Source organism: Dyella marensis (assembly GCF_900112865.1).
Lineage (GTDB): Bacteria > Pseudomonadota > Gammaproteobacteria > Xanthomonadales > Rhodanobacteraceae > Dyella_D > Dyella_D marensis_A.
The window spans coordinates 265,150-278,243 of the sequence record NZ_FONH01000005.1 but is presented as its reverse complement, the minus strand read 5'-3'; the positions used below and the strand labels follow the sequence as shown (position 1 = coordinate 278,243).

14 protein-coding genes are annotated in these 13,094 nt (G+C 68.3%); 9 read left to right on the top strand and 5 right to left on the bottom strand.

Annotated elements, in window-relative coordinates; genetic code table 11:
* Positions 1–50: 50 nt before the first annotated feature.
* On the top strand, positions 51–1,418 hold the full coding sequence (locus BM172_RS10785; protein WP_026633958.1) for a glutamate--cysteine ligase: 1,368 nt from the start codon (positions 51–53) through the stop codon (positions 1,416–1,418).
* 44 nt (positions 1,419–1,462) lie between these two features.
* On the opposite strand, the gene BM172_RS10780 is transcribed toward BM172_RS10785, so the two are convergent.
* Complete coding sequence (locus BM172_RS10780) at positions 1,463–1,924, bottom strand: DoxX family protein (RefSeq protein ID WP_051548403.1); 462 nt, start codon at positions 1,922–1,924, stop codon at positions 1,463–1,465.
* 271 nt (positions 1,925–2,195) lie between these two features.
* On the opposite strand from BM172_RS10780, the gene BM172_RS10775 reads away from it, so the two are divergent.
* The 4 genes from BM172_RS10775 to BM172_RS10760 all read left to right on the top strand — a co-directional run bounded on the left by BM172_RS10775 (position 2,196) and on the right by BM172_RS10760 (position 5,207).
* Positions 2,196–2,480 carry a BufA2 family periplasmic bufferin-type metallophore gene (locus BM172_RS10775; RefSeq protein ID WP_026633959.1) on the top strand — a complete coding sequence of 95 codons (285 nt, stop codon included), beginning with the start codon at positions 2,196–2,198 and terminating at the stop codon, positions 2,478–2,480.
* Positions 2,481–2,621: 141 nt separating this feature from the next.
* Entirely contained in the window at positions 2,622–3,470 is an 849-nt protein-coding gene (locus BM172_RS10770; RefSeq protein WP_026633960.1) for an MNIO family bufferin maturase, read from the top strand.
* Positions 3,467–4,252 (top strand): HvfC/BufC N-terminal domain-containing protein, encoded by a 786-nt coding sequence (locus BM172_RS10765; protein ID WP_026633961.1) that lies wholly within the window; start codon positions 3,467–3,469, stop codon positions 4,250–4,252. Before BM172_RS10770 ends, BM172_RS10765 begins: the two co-directional genes overlap by 4 nt.
* Before the next feature lie 55 nt (positions 4,253–4,307).
* Complete coding sequence (locus BM172_RS10760) at positions 4,308–5,207, top strand: AraC family transcriptional regulator (protein WP_051548368.1); 900 nt, start codon at positions 4,308–4,310, stop codon at positions 5,205–5,207.
* Positions 5,208–5,800: 593 nt separating this feature from the next.
* Here the strand turns inward: BM172_RS10760 and dcp are convergent.
* The 3 genes from dcp to bioD form a co-directional block, all read right to left on the bottom strand.
* Positions 5,801–7,993, bottom strand: coding sequence for a peptidyl-dipeptidase Dcp (gene dcp, locus BM172_RS10755; protein WP_026633962.1), 2,193 nt, complete (start codon positions 7,991–7,993; stop codon positions 5,801–5,803).
* Positions 7,994–8,097: 104 nt separating this feature from the next.
* Positions 8,098–8,448, bottom strand: coding sequence for a hypothetical protein (locus tag BM172_RS10750; protein WP_026633963.1), 351 nt, complete (start codon positions 8,446–8,448; stop codon positions 8,098–8,100).
* Positions 8,449–8,497: 49 nt separating this feature from the next.
* The gene (gene bioD / locus BM172_RS10745) at positions 8,498–9,178 is read right to left on the bottom strand and encodes a dethiobiotin synthase (protein ID WP_026633964.1); all 681 of its coding nucleotides are present in this window, start codon (positions 9,176–9,178) and stop codon (positions 8,498–8,500) included.
* 99 nt (positions 9,179–9,277) lie between these two features.
* On the opposite strand from bioD, the gene BM172_RS10740 reads away from it, so the two are divergent.
* Positions 9,278–9,778 carry a GAF domain-containing protein gene (locus tag BM172_RS10740; protein WP_026633965.1) on the top strand — a complete coding sequence of 167 codons (501 nt, stop codon included), beginning with the start codon at positions 9,278–9,280 and terminating at the stop codon, positions 9,776–9,778.
* Here the strand turns inward: BM172_RS10740 and yihA are convergent.
* Positions 9,775–10,416: a ribosome biogenesis GTP-binding protein YihA/YsxC gene (yihA, locus tag BM172_RS10735; RefSeq protein ID WP_026633966.1), complete on the bottom strand. Its 642-nt coding sequence runs from the start codon at positions 10,414–10,416 to the stop codon at positions 9,775–9,777. The genes BM172_RS10740 and yihA overlap by 4 nt on opposite strands.
* A gap of 127 nt (positions 10,417–10,543) precedes the next feature.
* On the opposite strand from yihA, the gene BM172_RS10730 reads away from it, so the two are divergent.
* The 3 genes from BM172_RS10730 to BM172_RS10720 all read left to right on the top strand — a co-directional run bounded on the left by BM172_RS10730 (position 10,544) and on the right by BM172_RS10720 (position 13,053).
* The gene (locus BM172_RS10730; RefSeq protein WP_026633967.1) at positions 10,544–11,347 is read left to right on the top strand and encodes a c-type cytochrome; all 804 of its coding nucleotides are present in this window, start codon (positions 10,544–10,546) and stop codon (positions 11,345–11,347) included.
* A gap of 65 nt (positions 11,348–11,412) precedes the next feature.
* Positions 11,413–12,303: a thiol:disulfide interchange protein DsbA/DsbL gene (locus tag BM172_RS10725; protein ID WP_026633968.1), complete on the top strand. Its 891-nt coding sequence runs from the start codon at positions 11,413–11,415 to the stop codon at positions 12,301–12,303.
* A 93-nt stretch (positions 12,304–12,396) separates the two neighbouring features.
* Positions 12,397–13,053: a thiol:disulfide interchange protein DsbA/DsbL gene (locus BM172_RS10720; protein ID WP_026633969.1), complete on the top strand. Its 657-nt coding sequence runs from the start codon at positions 12,397–12,399 to the stop codon at positions 13,051–13,053.
* Positions 13,054–13,094 lie beyond the last annotated feature (41 nt).

The window sequence follows — 13,094 nt, the reverse complement described above, 5'->3', positions numbered from 1 at the left end:
AATACCCCTAGCGCCCCCACAGTCCTGCGATTCCCGCGAAGGAGCCGACCGTGTCCATACCCAGTGCCGTCAAGAGCACGCCCATAGGCGACCGCCAGCAGTTGGTCGACTACCTCGCCGCCGGCGAGAAGCCGCGCGAAGCCTGGCGCATCGGCACCGAGCACGAGAAATTCGGCTTCCTCACGGATGACCTGCGCCCGCCCACCTTCGAAGGCGAGCGCGGCATCCGCGTCCTGCTCGAGCGCCTGGCCGAACGCTACGGCTGGGACATCGCCCGCGAAGGCGACATCCCCGTGGCGCTGTCGCGCGACAAGGCCTCGGTCACCCTGGAACCGGCCGGCCAGCTGGAACTGTCCGGCGCGCCGCTGGAAAACATCCACGAGACCTGCCGCGAGGTGAACTCGCACCTGAAGGAAGTGCGCTCGATCGCCGACGACCTCGGCATCGGCTTCCTCGGCATGGGCTTCCAGCCGAAGTGGCGCCGCGACGAGATGCCATGGATGCCCAAGGGCCGCTACAAGATCATGCGCGAGTACATGCCCAAGGTCGGCTCGCTCGGCCTGGACATGATGACGCGCACCTGCACCGTGCAGGTCAACCTCGACTTCGAAACCGAGGCGGACATGGTGCGCAAGTTCCGCACCAGCCTCGCGCTGCAGCCGATCGCCACCGCGCTGTTCGCCGATTCGCCGTTCACCGACGGCCGTCCGAACGGCTACCAGTCGTTCCGCTCGCAGGTGTGGACGGATACCGACCCGCATCGCACCGGCATGCTGGACTTCGTGTTCCAGGACGGCTTCGGCTACGAGCGCTATGTCGATTACATCCTCGACGTGCCGATGTACTTCAGCTACCAGGACGGCCGCTACATCGACCTGGCCGGCCGGGACTTCAAGCGCTTCCTGCGCGGCGAGCTGCCCGACCTGCCCGGCGTGCGCGCCACCATGAAGGACTGGGCCGACCACCTCACCACCGCCTTCCCGGAAGTGCGCCTGAAGCAGTACCTGGAAATGCGCGGCGCCGACGGCGGCCCGTGGAACCGGTTGTGCGCGCTGCCGGCGCTGTGGGTCGGCCTGCTGTACGACGACGATGCGCTGGGCGCGGCCTGGGACCTGGTCAAGGATTTCAGCCGCGAGGAACGCCACGCGCTGCGCGACGGCGTGCCCAAGCATGCCCTGAAGCTGCCGTTCCGCGGCCATGCGGTGCGCGAGCTGGCGGCCGAGACGCTGAAGATCGCCGCGCATGGCCTCAAGCGCCGCGCCCGGCTCAACGGCAACGGCGCGGACGAGAGCATCTTCCTGGAACCGCTGCTGGAAATCGTCGAAGCCAACCAGACGCCCGCCGAGCGCAAGCTCGAACTGTTCAACGGCGCATGGAACGGCAGCGTGGATCCGGTGTTCCGCGAGTTCGCCTACTGATGGTTCAAATGACGAGGCGCGGCATCTGCCGCGCCTCGCTCGTTTCAGTCGTGCGTGCGGATGCCCAGCCAGCGCGCCAGCAGTGTGTCCAGGCTGAGCTTGCCGGGTCCGGCCAGCAGCAGCCAGAACAGGATCAGGATGTAAGTGAGCTCGGAGCTCTCGACGTATTCGTCCAGGCCCGAGATGTCGCGCGACACCACCAGCGCCAGCGCGACCACCATGTTGATCAGCATCGGCACGCTGATCAGCCGCGTGAACAGCCCGAGCATCAGCAGGGCGCCGCCGACCAGGTCGGTCCAGGCCGACACCGTCGCGCTCAACAGCGGGAACGGAATATTCCATGCGGCGAAGCGTTCGGCGAAACCCTCGACGTGCTGCACTTTGGCGATGCCCGTCTCCAGCCAGAAGTAACCGAAGCCCAGGCGCATGACCAGGGGACCGAGCCAGCGGCCGGCATGCAGCAGGTCGAGCAGGCGCGTGGCCTGGGTAGCGATGAAGGCGCGCATCGTGATGATCCCGTCGAGGAAAGTGGGCGGCATCTTCGATCGCGCCTGCGCTCCCCGCCATGCTCCGGCGTCCGCGCTTTCTTGCCCGCGGTCCGGCATCGGTCAGGGGCCGCGCGAGCGGACGATCGGGCATGAACCACGGACACCAAGTCACAGTCGCCCTCTCCCGCCCCGCGCAGAATGCCCGGCGTCGAGACCGAGCCGCGCCACCGGCGCACGGACTGGACGCCTCCGCCGCGGGTGCGGCATCCAAACTTTCGAGGGCATAGCCATGAAGAAGACTTTCCAGAGCGGCGCGATGGCGGCAATGGTCGCGGGCCTGTTCGCCATGACCGCGGCGTCGGCCGCGATGGCCGGCGACAACGCCAAGGGCGACAAGGCCCAGGGCGCGACCGCTTCGGTCAAGTGCGTGAACTCGTCGGCCTGCAAGGGCCATGGCGCCTGCAAGCAGGCGAGCAATGCCTGCAAGGGCCAGAACGCGTGCAAGGGCCAGGGCTTCACCATGCAGAAGAGCCAGGCGGATTGCGAGAAGGCGCAGGCTGAGAACAAGGCCTGATCTTTGACCCCATACCGGCGTAGGTTGGGGTGAGCCGCAGGCGAACCCCAACGTTGCGATACCTATGAAGGTGGCGAATGTTGGGGTTCGCCTGCGGCTCACCCCAACCTACGCCGGGCATGGGTTCTGAGGAAATGCGCGATGAGCCATATCGATAACGACCGCCCGCCCTACCTCGGCTACGGCCTCGGCCTGCGCGTGGAGCACTACCAGGAACTGCTCGACCACCCGCACGGCGTGGACTGGCTGGAAATCGTCTCTGAGAACTACATGGTCCCCGGCGGCCTGCCGCTGGTATGGCTGGAGCGCTTCCGCGCGCGCTTTCCGCTGGTCATGCACGGCGTGTCGCTGTCGATCGGCGGTACCGATCCGCTGGATGACGGCTATCTGGCGCGGCTGGATGCATTGGCCAGGCGCATCGAGCCGGCCTGGGTCTCCGACCACCTGTGCTGGACCGGCGTGCAGGGCGTGAACCTGCACGACCTGATGCCGCTGCCGTATACCGAAGAGGCGCTCGACCATGTGGTCGCGCGCGTGCGCCAGGTGCAGGACCGGCTGCGGCGGCGCATCCTGCTGGAGAACGTCTCCAGCTATCTGCGCTTCGCCGATGCGCAGCTGGAGGAGTGGGAATTCCTCGCCGCCGTCGCCGAGCGCGCGGATTGCCTGCTCCTGCTGGACATCAACAACGTCTACGTCAGCGCGCGCAATCACGGCTTCGATCCGCTGCGCTATCTCGATGGCGTGCCGGTGCAGCGTGTGCAGCAGTTCCACCTCGCCGGGCACGAGCAGGGCGAGGCGTTGCTGGTGGATACGCACGACGCGCCGGTGCCCTCGCCGGTGTGGGCGCTGTACGAAGCCGCAGTCCGGCGCTTCGGCGCCGTCTCCACCATGATCGAACGCGACGACCACATGCCGCCCTTGCGCGAACTGGTGGCCGAACTGGACGATGCGCGCCGGCTCGCCGAACCGCTGCTGAGGGCCGCGGCGTGAGCAGCCTGCAGTCGATGCAACTGCGCCTGCAGCAAGCGGTGATGGCTGCCGCCGCGAGCTCGCCGCCGGAACTGGTGGGCGACGGAATCGCGGATGCGAAGACCCGCCTCGCGATCTATCGCCACGGCTACCGCGCCCGCCTGCGCGAAGCGCTGGCCGGCGAATTCCCCGCTCTCGCCAGCCTGGCCGGACGACGCTTTCCGTCGCTGCTGGACCGTTACGCCGAGGCCTGTCCCTCGGAGCACTACAACCTGCGCTGGCACGGCGCGGGCATGGCCGCCTTCCTGCGCTACGCCTTGCCATGGCGCGAGCGGCCTGCCTTCGCCGAGGCGGCCGAATTGGACTGGGCGATCTCCACCTGCTTCGACGCCGCCGACGAGCCGGCCATCGACGCGGAAGCGCTGGCCGCGATCGCGCCGGACGCCTGGGCCGGTCTGCGCCTAGCGCCGCCGCAGCACCTGCAATGGCTGGCCTTGCACAGCAATGTGGACGCTTTCCGCAGCGCCGCCGACAGCGCTGCGTCGCGCCCGCACCTGCGCCGGCGCGCGCAGCCGCGGCAGCTGATCGTGTGGCGCCAGGGGCTGACCGTGCGCTACCGCGCGCTGGAACCCATGGAATCCGCCCTGCTGGCCGCGGCCGCACGGGGCGAACCGTTCGCCACCCTGTGCGAGATCGCCGCCGGCCACGCGCCGCCGGGCCAGGCGGTCGCCCGCCTGGCCGTCCTGCTGCGCGGCTGGGTCGATGCCGGCCTGATCGGCGCCCTGCAACCCGGCGAGACGTAACCGCCAGCCGGGCTGCGCCGAAGCTTTGGGCGAACCTTCGTGAAAGGAACGCCCCATGTCCGCCCTGCCCAGCTCCGTCCCGAGCCGTCCCTGCGCGGTCGCGCCCGCGCTGGAAGCCTTGCTGCTGCAGTCGAATCTGCGCGTCGATATCGTCGCCGAACTGCAGTACTGCGGCTCCTGGTTCCTCGAAGAGCCGCGCTATCACTGCGGCCTGTTCCACCTGGTCGGCAGCGGCGCCTGCCGGATGGAGAGCAAGGCCCTCGGCCTGTCGATGGAGCTGGCCGCGGGCGACCTGGTGGTGCTGCCGCACGGCGACCCGCACCGGCTGCGCGCGCTCGCGCCCGCCTGCGGCGAGGACCAGGCGACCAGCCTGATCTGCGGCGAACTGCACTTCCCCGCGCATGCGCGGCATCCCTTGAGCCACGCCCTGCCGCCCTGCTTCGCCGTGCGTTCCGGCGAAGCCGGCGAGATGTTCCGCCAGCTGGCTGCGATGATGGTGCAGGTGTCGCAGTCGCGGCAGGCCGGCCGTCAGGTGCTGCTCAACAAGCTGGCCGACACGCTGTTCGCGCTCGCCGTATGCGACTACGCCAGCCGCAACGCGGAACGCCAGGGCCTGTTCGCGGCCTTGACCGATGCGCGCATCTGCAAGGTGCTGCACGCCGTGCACGAAAAGCCCGGCGAGGCCTGGACCATGCCGGCGATGGCCGCGCTGGCGTGCATGTCGCGCTCCGCCTTCGCCGAGCGCTTCACCCAGCTGATGCACATGCCGCCGATGCAGTACGTCACGCAGTGGCGCGTCAGCGTGGCCGAACGCCTGCTGCGCGAGCGCCAACTGTCGGTGGCCGCGATCGGCGAACGCATGGGCTACAACAGCGAGGCCGCGTTCCGCCGGCTGTTCAAGCGGGTCAGCGGCATGAGTCCCGGCGCGGTGCGCGCGGACGCGCTGGCGGCGTGAGTTGATACCCCAACCTTCAAGGTGAAGTCCTTCTCCCTCCGGGAGAAGGTGACGGCAGCCGGATGAAGGGGCGGACGGAGCGGTGCGCATCACTCTTGCGCTCCGCCCGGGCCCTCACCCCAACCCCTCTCTCCCACGGGGACTACCTGCGGGTCGCCGGAGGGAAAGGGGTTCTACGTTGTGGCACGCACAAACGCTGAGACTCTTTCCTCAATCTTCAAAGTGGAACCCTTCTCCCTCCGGGAGAAGGTGGCGGCAGCCGGATGAGGGTGCGGGCGGAGCGGTGCGCATCACTTCCACGCTCCGCCCGTACCCTCACCCCAACCCCTCTCCCGAAGGGAGAGGGGCTCAGCGTCGCGGTACGCGCAAACGTTGCGGCCCCTCGACCTTCAAGATGGAAACCCTTCTCCCTCCGGGAGCACGCGGGGAGGGCACAGGGATGTGCCCGGCTTTGAGGAGCGAGGAAGGTGGCGGCAGCCGGATGAGGGTGCGGGCGAGCGGTGCGCATCACTCTTGCGCTCCGCCCCATCCTCACCCCAACCCCTCTCCCGAGGGGAGAGGGGCTCAAGGCATGGACTCAGTCTCGCGGCGGTTTACTTCTTCACCGCCGAATCCGCCTTCAACCCACGATCGATCAGCATCGGCTCCACGCTCGGATCCTTGCCGCGCCAGTCGCGATACAGCTTGCCCAGCTCCACCGTGTTGCCGCGCGACAGGATCATGGCGCGGAAGCGGTCGCCGTTCTCGCGGGTCAGGCCGCCGTGTTCCTTGAACCATTCGAAGCCGTCGTCGGCCAGCATCTGCGTCCACAGGTAGGCGTAGTAGCCGGCGGCGTAGCCACCGCCCCAGATGTGCGAGAAATAGCTGGAGCGATAGCGCGGCGGCACGTAGCTCAGGTCGAGCTTGTCCTTCTTCAGAGCATCGGCCTCGAACTTGTCGGCGTCCTGCTTCGGCGCATCGGCGCCCAGGCTGTGCCAGTTCATGTCGAGCAGCGCCGCGGCGACCAGCTCGGTCATGTCATAGCCCTTGTTGAAGGTGCCGGCCTTCTTGATCTTCTCGACCAGGGCCTGCGGCATCGCCTCGCCGGTCTGATAGTGCCTGGCGTAGTGGGCGAAGATCTTCGGATCGGTGGCCCAGTGCTCGTTGAACTGCGAAGGGAACTCCACGAAGTCGCGCGCGGTGTTGGCGCCGGACAATGTGGGGTACTGCGAGTCGGCGAACATGCCATGCAGCGCATGGCCGAACTCGTGGAACATGGTGGTGACGTCGTCGAACGACAGCAGGGCCGGCTGGCCCGGCGCCGGCTTGGTGAAGTTGGCGACGTTGTAGACCACCGGCTTGGTGCCCAGCAGCCTGGACTGGTCGACGAAGTTGCTCATCCAGGCGCCGCCGCCCTTGCTGTCGCGCTTGAAGTAGTCGCAATAGAACAGCGCCATCGACGTGCCGTCCTTGTCGAACACTTCGAACACGCGCACGTCCGGCTGGTATACCGGGATGTCCTTGCGCTCCTTGAAGCTCAGGCCATACAGCTGGTTGGCGGCGTAGAACACGCCATTCTGCAACACGTTGTCCAGCTCGAAGTACGGCTTGATCTGGCTCTCGTCGAGATCGTACTTCTGCTTGCGCACCTGTTCGGCGTAGCGGCTCCAGTCCCAGGCCTCGAGCTTGAAGCCGCCCTTCTGCTGGTCGATCACCGCCTGGATGTCCCTGGCCTCGGCCTGCGCGCGGGCGGTCGACGGCTGCACCAGGTTGTGCATGAAGCCGAGCGCCGCATCCGGCGTCTTGGCCATCTGGTCTTCCAGCTGCCACGCGGCATAGTTCGGGAAGCCCAGCAGCCTGGCCTGCTCGGCGCGCAGCTGCGCGAGGCGCTCGATCAGGCCGCGGGTGTCGTTGTCGTCGCCATGCTCGGCGCGGTCCCACGAGGCCTTGAACAGCGCCTCGCGCGTGGCGCGGTCGCTCAGGTTCTGCAGCTGCGGCTGCTGCGTGGTGTTCTGCAGCGGCAGCACCCACTTGCCGGCGAGCTTGCGCTCCTTCGCCGACTGCTCGGCCGCGGCGATGTCGCCATCGGCCAAGCCGGCCAGCCTGGCCTTGTCGTCCACCACCAGCGCGCCGGCCTTGGTGGCGGCGAGCAGCTTGTTGGCGAACTGCGTGCTGAGGGTGGAGTCCTCTTTGTTGAGCTCCTTGAGCTTCGCCTTGTCCGCCTCGGACAGCCTGGCGCCGTGGTGCACGAAGTTCTTGTAGACCACCTCGACCAGGCGCAGCGATTCGGGATCGAGCTTGAGCGATTCGCGCTGCTGGTACACCGCCTCGACCCGCTTGAACAGCTTGTCGTTGAGGTAGATCGCGTCCTGGTGCGCGGCGAGCTTGGGCGCTTCTTCTTCCTGCACCTTCTGCAGCGCATCGGTGGTGTTGGCGCCGGTGACGGCGTCGAAGGCGTGGTTGACGCGGGTGAGCAGCGCGCCGGCCTTTTCCATCGCCACGTAGGTGTTGTCGAAGCTCGGCGCCTCCGGGTTGTCGGCAATCTTCTCGATCTCGGCGAGGTGCTGCCTGATGCCTTCTTCGATCGCCGGCTGGTAGTCGCTCTCCTTGATCTTGTCGAACGGCGGCGCCTGGAACGGCAGCGTGCTGGCGGCGAAGAACGGATTGGCGGACGGCGCCTCGGCGCTCGCCGGCGCAGTGGCGGCGGCAGCCGGATGGTCGGCGCTCTTGGCCGCCTCGTCGGACGGCTGCGAGCAGGCGGCGAGGGCGAGCGAGGTGGCGATCGCCAGGGCGCGGAGAGGCGGCATGGAGTTTCCCTTGGTGCGTGAAAAAACCGACTGTAACCACAGCCGGCACATGCGTCCAAGGGCCACCAGTCCAGCGCGCCGCCGTGTTGCGGCGCGTCGAACGCTCAGGCCGCGCGCATGTCGCGCAGCTTCCAGCTCGGGCCGATCAGCAGGTTCAGCCGGTGCCGCACGATGCTCATCGGCAGGTCGGTGACCAGGTCCACTTCGGTATGAAGGTCGGCGACGCGCGCATTCACCTGCGCCGAGGGATCGGTCTTGCCCAGCGCCGGATCGACTTCGTCCGGCTCCGGCTGCATCGCGCGCCAGCGCTCGAACAGGCCGGGCTCGCGCAGCGCCTGCTGCAGCGCGGCAGCGAAATCGTTGGGTCCGGCGCCTTCGTAGCGCAGGCTGGGCTCCGGGCCGCGGGCATGGGCCAGGTCGTCGATGGAGAGATAGAAGTGGCTGCGGCTGGCCATGGGTGGAGCTCCTTGCGTGGACGTTGTGGCAAGCATGCCCTGGCGTTCGTCAAGCCATCATCGACTTCAGGTGCAGGTGGCGCGCGGCGAGCGCGGGCTCGACTTCGCCGTGCGGCAGCACGCCCAGGCACGGCGCCGGCAGCAGCGCGCGCAGCGTGGCGAGGTTTTCATCGGCGGCCTCCATGGCCGGATCGATGCGATTGGCGATCCAGCCCAGCAGCCGGCAGCCGTCGGCGGCGATCGCCCGTGCGGTCAGCAACGCATGGCTGAGACAGCCCAGGCGCAGGCCGACCACCAGGATCACCGGCAGCTCCCAGGCCTTGGCGATCTCGGAGGCGAGCAGCCCCGGCCCCAGCGGCACCATCCAGCCGCCGACGCCTTCCACCACCACGCGGTCATGGCTGGCCTGCAGCGCATCGAACGCTTCGCGCAGCGGCGGCAGGGCGATGCTGACGCCTTCGTGCGCGGCGGCCAGGTGCGGCGACAGCGCTTCGCGCAAGGCGATCGGATTCACCAGTTCGTATGGCAGCGGCACGCTGCCCGCGGCGAGCAGGGCCAGCGCATCTTCGTTGCGGCGGCCATCCGGCGTTTCCATGCAGCCGCTCGCCACCGGCTTCATGCCGCAGGCGGATTCACCGGCCTGGCGCAGCGCATGCAGCAGCGCGCAGGCGGCGTGGGTCTTGCCGATGCCGGTGTCGGTGCCGGCGACGAACACGGCGGGCACGCTCATGCGGCGCTCCGGCAAGGACAGCAAAGACTCGGTCGCATCGGCGGCGCTCCGCGCAGGCAGTGGGCGCATAATACGGACTTTGCACCCGGACCCGCCGCCATGTTCGAAGTCGCCTCCGCCACGTATGCCAGCAAGCGCGAACACTATGCCGACCTGTGCGAGCAGGCGCGCGGCATGCTGGCCGGCGAGCCGGACCTGATCGCCAATGCGGCGAACTTCGCGGCGCTGGTCTTCCACAGCCTGCCGGACTTCAACTGGGCCGGTTTCTATCTGTACGACGGCACCGAGCTGGTGGTCGGCCCGTTCCAGGGCAAGCCGGCCTGCATCCGCATCGCCATCGGCCGAGGCGTCTGCGGCACCGCCGCGCAGACGCGCCAGACCCAGCTGGTGCGCGACGTGCACGAATTCGCCGGCCACATCGCCTGCGATGCGGCATCGAACTCGGAGATCGTGGTCCCGCTGGTGCGCAAGGACGGCAGCCTGCTCGGCGTATGGGACGTGGACAGCCCCAAGGTCGCGCGCTTCGACGAGGACGACCGCGCCGGCATGGAGGCGCTGTGCGCGATCTTCATGGAAGCGGTGAACGGCGCCGCGCGCTAGACGCCGCGTTCGCGCCGCAGCAAGGCCACCACGGCCTCGCGCGCTTCGTCCACGCCGGTGCCTTCGGCGGAGGAGAACACCTGCGCCGTCGCCAGCAGGCCTTCCGCGGCGAACTGCTTGCGCATCGCCGCCAGCGCCTGCGCGGACTGGTTGCGCGAGAGCTTGTCCGCCTTGGTCAGCAGCACGTGGCAGGGCAGCGCGGTGTCCTGGCAGAACGCCAGCATCATGCGGTCGAATTCTTTCAGCGGATGGCGGATATCGACGATCAGCACCACGCCGCGCAGGCTGCGGCGCTGATGCAGATAGGCGTCGATCTCGCGCTTCCAGTGTTCGCGCAGCGGCTCGGGCACCTTGGCGTAGCCGTAGCCCGGCAGGTCGATCAGCCGCACATCCAGCGGCGGCATGCCCTCGCCCTGCGCCAGTGGCGGCAGCGCGAACGCCACCATCTGCTGGGTACGGCCCGGCGTCTTGGAAGTGCGCGCCAGGCCGTGATGGCCGGTGAGCTTGTTGAGGGCGCTGGACTTGCCGGCATTGGAACGGCCGGCGAAGGCGACCTCGCCCCCGCTGTCGGCAGGCAATTGGTCGATGCGATGAGCGGCCAGCACGAAGCTGGCGCCCTGGAGCGGATTGGGGGCCATGGGCTTTAAGGATTCTTCTGGTTTGACCGACCCCGGTGGGGCAGGGATAATTCCAAGGTTTCTGCCAGTTACGGGCGCGATCCCATGCGCGCCGTGCAGCCATAGCAGTTCTTCTGGAGACAAGTGTATGAGTTTTCGGCCCGCTGGTTCCCGGCCCGCTGTACTCGGATATGCCGTAGCCCTCGTCTTCGCGCTGTCCGCCAGCATCGCGGCGGCACAGGACGCCAAGCCCGCCGCCGCGACGTCGGCCAAGCCGGCGGCCGCTGCCTCCGCCGCCACGGCCGCGCAACCCGCCGCCGAAAAGCCCGCGACCGCCGGCGCCGAGACCGCCCATAGCGGCGTCAAGCTCGGCGACGCCACCGCCGGCCAGGGCAAGGCCGCCGCCTGCGGCGCCTGCCACGGCATGGACGGCAACTCCAGCGATCCGCAGTACCCCAAGCTGGCCGGCCAGAGCGAGCAGTACATCGTGCAGCAGCTCGGCAATTTCAAAAGCGGCAAGCGCCAGAACCCGATCATGATGGGCATGGCCGCCCCGCTGTCCGAGCAGGACATGCACGACATCGGCGCCTACTTCGCCGGCAAGACCGCGCTGCCGGGCGTGGCCGACCAGGCCCTGGTCGAGCGCGGCGAGCAGCTCTACCGCCAGGGCGACGCCGCCAAGGGCGTGCCGGCCTGCATGGCCTGCCACAGCATCGACGGCCGCGGCAATCCGGGCGCGCTGTATCCGCAGCTGACCAGCCAGCACGCGCAGTACATCCAGGCCACGCTGAAAGCCATGCACGACGGCACCAGCTGGGGCGACGACGCACACGCCAAGATCATGCCGAGCATCGCGCAGAAGCTCGACGAGAAGGACATCGCCGCACTGGCCAGCTACGTCGAAGGCCTGCATGCCGCCGACGGCGCGGCCGCGAAGCCCGCCACGCCCTGATCCGCTCGACGACGCCGGCCACTGGCCGGCGTTGTTTTCTCCCCTCCCCGTTATCGAGGTCTCACATGCTGAAGCGCCTGCCGTTCCTGTTCGTTTCCATGCTGGCGATCGCCGCCTGCAGCCAGGGCAGCGACAACGGCACCGCCGCCCAGCAACCCGCGCCGACGCCGGCCGCCAGCGCTCCCGCGCAGCAGCCCGCGCCCGCCGCGCCGGTCACGGCCGCCGCTCCTGCCGCCGCATCCACCGCCGCGGCCGCGAACGACAGCGCCAAGACCCAGACGCCCGCCCCGGCCGAGACCCCGGCGCCCGCCGGCAAGGCCGAGCCCTTCGTCGACGACGGCAAGTGGGTGGAAGGCAAGCACTACTTCCGCATCGAGCCGGCGCAGCCGAAGGTCACCAATACCGACAAGATCGAAGTGACCGAGGTGTTCTCCTACGGTTGCCCGGCCTGCAACCAGTTCCGCCCGACCATGCAGCAGCTGGTGCAGGAACTGCCGGCCGGCACGCAGGTGGCCTACCTGCCGGTGTCGTTCAACACGGCCGAGAACTTCCCGATGTTCCAGCGCGCCTACTACGCCGCCGAGGCGCTGGGCGTGGCGGCAAAGGCGCACGAAGCGATCTTCAACGCGGTGTGGGACACCCGCGAGCTGACCTCGTACAACGCCACCGGCAACGGCCTGCGTCCGAGCAGCGAGCTGCCGACCATCGACGATGCCGCCAAGGTCTACGCCAAGTACGGCGTCGACCCGAAGGAATTCGTCGCGGTGGCCAACTCCTTCAGCATCAACACCAAGATCAAGCGCGCCGATGAACTCGTGCGCACCTACGGCGTCGAATCCACGCCGACCCTCGTGGTGGACGGCAAGTACCGCTTCACCGCCCAGAGCGCCGGGGGTTACGCGCAGAGCGTCGAGCTGGCCAAGTGGCTGGTCTCGAAGGAAGCCGCCGGCAAGTAAGGGTCGGTCACACAGCGCGTCATCAAGGCCCGCTATAAAGCTTCGAATGCATCGTCACGGCGGCAGCGGCCGCCGTATTCGCGGAGAGAACCCATGTTCAAGCGTTTCGCCCGTCTGCGCGTCGCCGCCCTGCTGGCCGGCCTGGTCCTGACCAGCGCCTGCACCGCGTCCAATTCCAATCCGAGCGCCGTGTCGTACACCGAGGGCAAGGAATACGTCACGCTGCCCGGTCCCGCCCAGCGCTACAGCGCGGACGGCAAGGTGGAAGTGGTCGAGGTGTTCTCCTACGGCTGCATCCACTGCGCGCATTTCGCGCCGAAGGCCGAGGAACTGCGCAAGCAGCTGCCGCCGGGCGTGAAGTTCAAGCTGCTGCCGGCCGCCTTCAGCGACGCCTGGCTGCCGTATGCCCGCGCCTACTACGCGGCCGAGAAGCTGGGCGTGGTCGAGAAGACCCACCTGGATCTGTTCGCCAAGAAGTTCGACCAGCACTACCCGATCTCCACCCTGGACGAGCTGGCCGACTACTACGCCACCCAGGGCGTGGACCGCGCCAAGTTCCTGGCCATCGCCACCTCGCCCGAGGTGACCCAGCAGATCAAGAAGGACCTGGAGCTGGTCCAGAAGTGGGGCGTCGACGGCACACCGACCATCGTGGTCGACGGCAAGTACCGCAGCAACGAGATCAAGACGCTCGACCAGCTCGGGGCCATGGCCCAGTGGCTGGCCCAGCGCGAGCTGAGCGGCAAGTGATGCGCCGCGCGGTGCCGCCTTGCGGCACCGCTTTACCATCG

What these genes read in the sequence shown, in the direction of transcription:
- BM172_RS10730 (WP_026633967.1), top strand. Translation starts at nt 10,544, where the DNA reads ATGAGTTTTCGGCCCGCTGGTTCCCGGCCCGCTGTACTCGGATATGCC.
- BM172_RS10775 (WP_026633959.1), top strand. Translation starts at nt 2,196, where the DNA reads ATGAAGAAGACTTTCCAGAGCGGCGCGATGGCGGCAATGGTCGCGGGC.
- BM172_RS10720 (WP_026633969.1), top strand. Translation starts at nt 12,397, where the DNA reads ATGTTCAAGCGTTTCGCCCGTCTGCGCGTCGCCGCCCTGCTGGCCGGC.
- bioD (WP_026633964.1), bottom strand. Translation starts at nt 9,178, where the DNA reads ATGAGCGTGCCCGCCGTGTTCGTCGCCGGCACCGACACCGGCATCGGC.
- yihA (WP_026633966.1), bottom strand. Translation starts at nt 10,416, where the DNA reads ATGGCCCCCAATCCGCTCCAGGGCGCCAGCTTCGTGCTGGCCGCTCAT.
- BM172_RS10760 (WP_051548368.1), top strand. Translation starts at nt 4,308, where the DNA reads ATGTCCGCCCTGCCCAGCTCCGTCCCGAGCCGTCCCTGCGCGGTCGCG.
- dcp (WP_026633962.1), bottom strand. Translation starts at nt 7,993, where the DNA reads ATGCCGCCTCTCCGCGCCCTGGCGATCGCCACCTCGCTCGCCCTCGCC.
- BM172_RS10770 (WP_026633960.1), top strand. Translation starts at nt 2,622, where the DNA reads ATGAGCCATATCGATAACGACCGCCCGCCCTACCTCGGCTACGGCCTC.
- BM172_RS10750 (WP_026633963.1), bottom strand. Translation starts at nt 8,448, where the DNA reads ATGGCCAGCCGCAGCCACTTCTATCTCTCCATCGACGACCTGGCCCAT.
- BM172_RS10780 (WP_051548403.1), bottom strand. Translation starts at nt 1,924, where the DNA reads ATGCGCGCCTTCATCGCTACCCAGGCCACGCGCCTGCTCGACCTGCTG.
- BM172_RS10740 (WP_026633965.1), top strand. Translation starts at nt 9,278, where the DNA reads ATGTTCGAAGTCGCCTCCGCCACGTATGCCAGCAAGCGCGAACACTAT.
- BM172_RS10725 (WP_026633968.1), top strand. Translation starts at nt 11,413, where the DNA reads ATGCTGAAGCGCCTGCCGTTCCTGTTCGTTTCCATGCTGGCGATCGCC.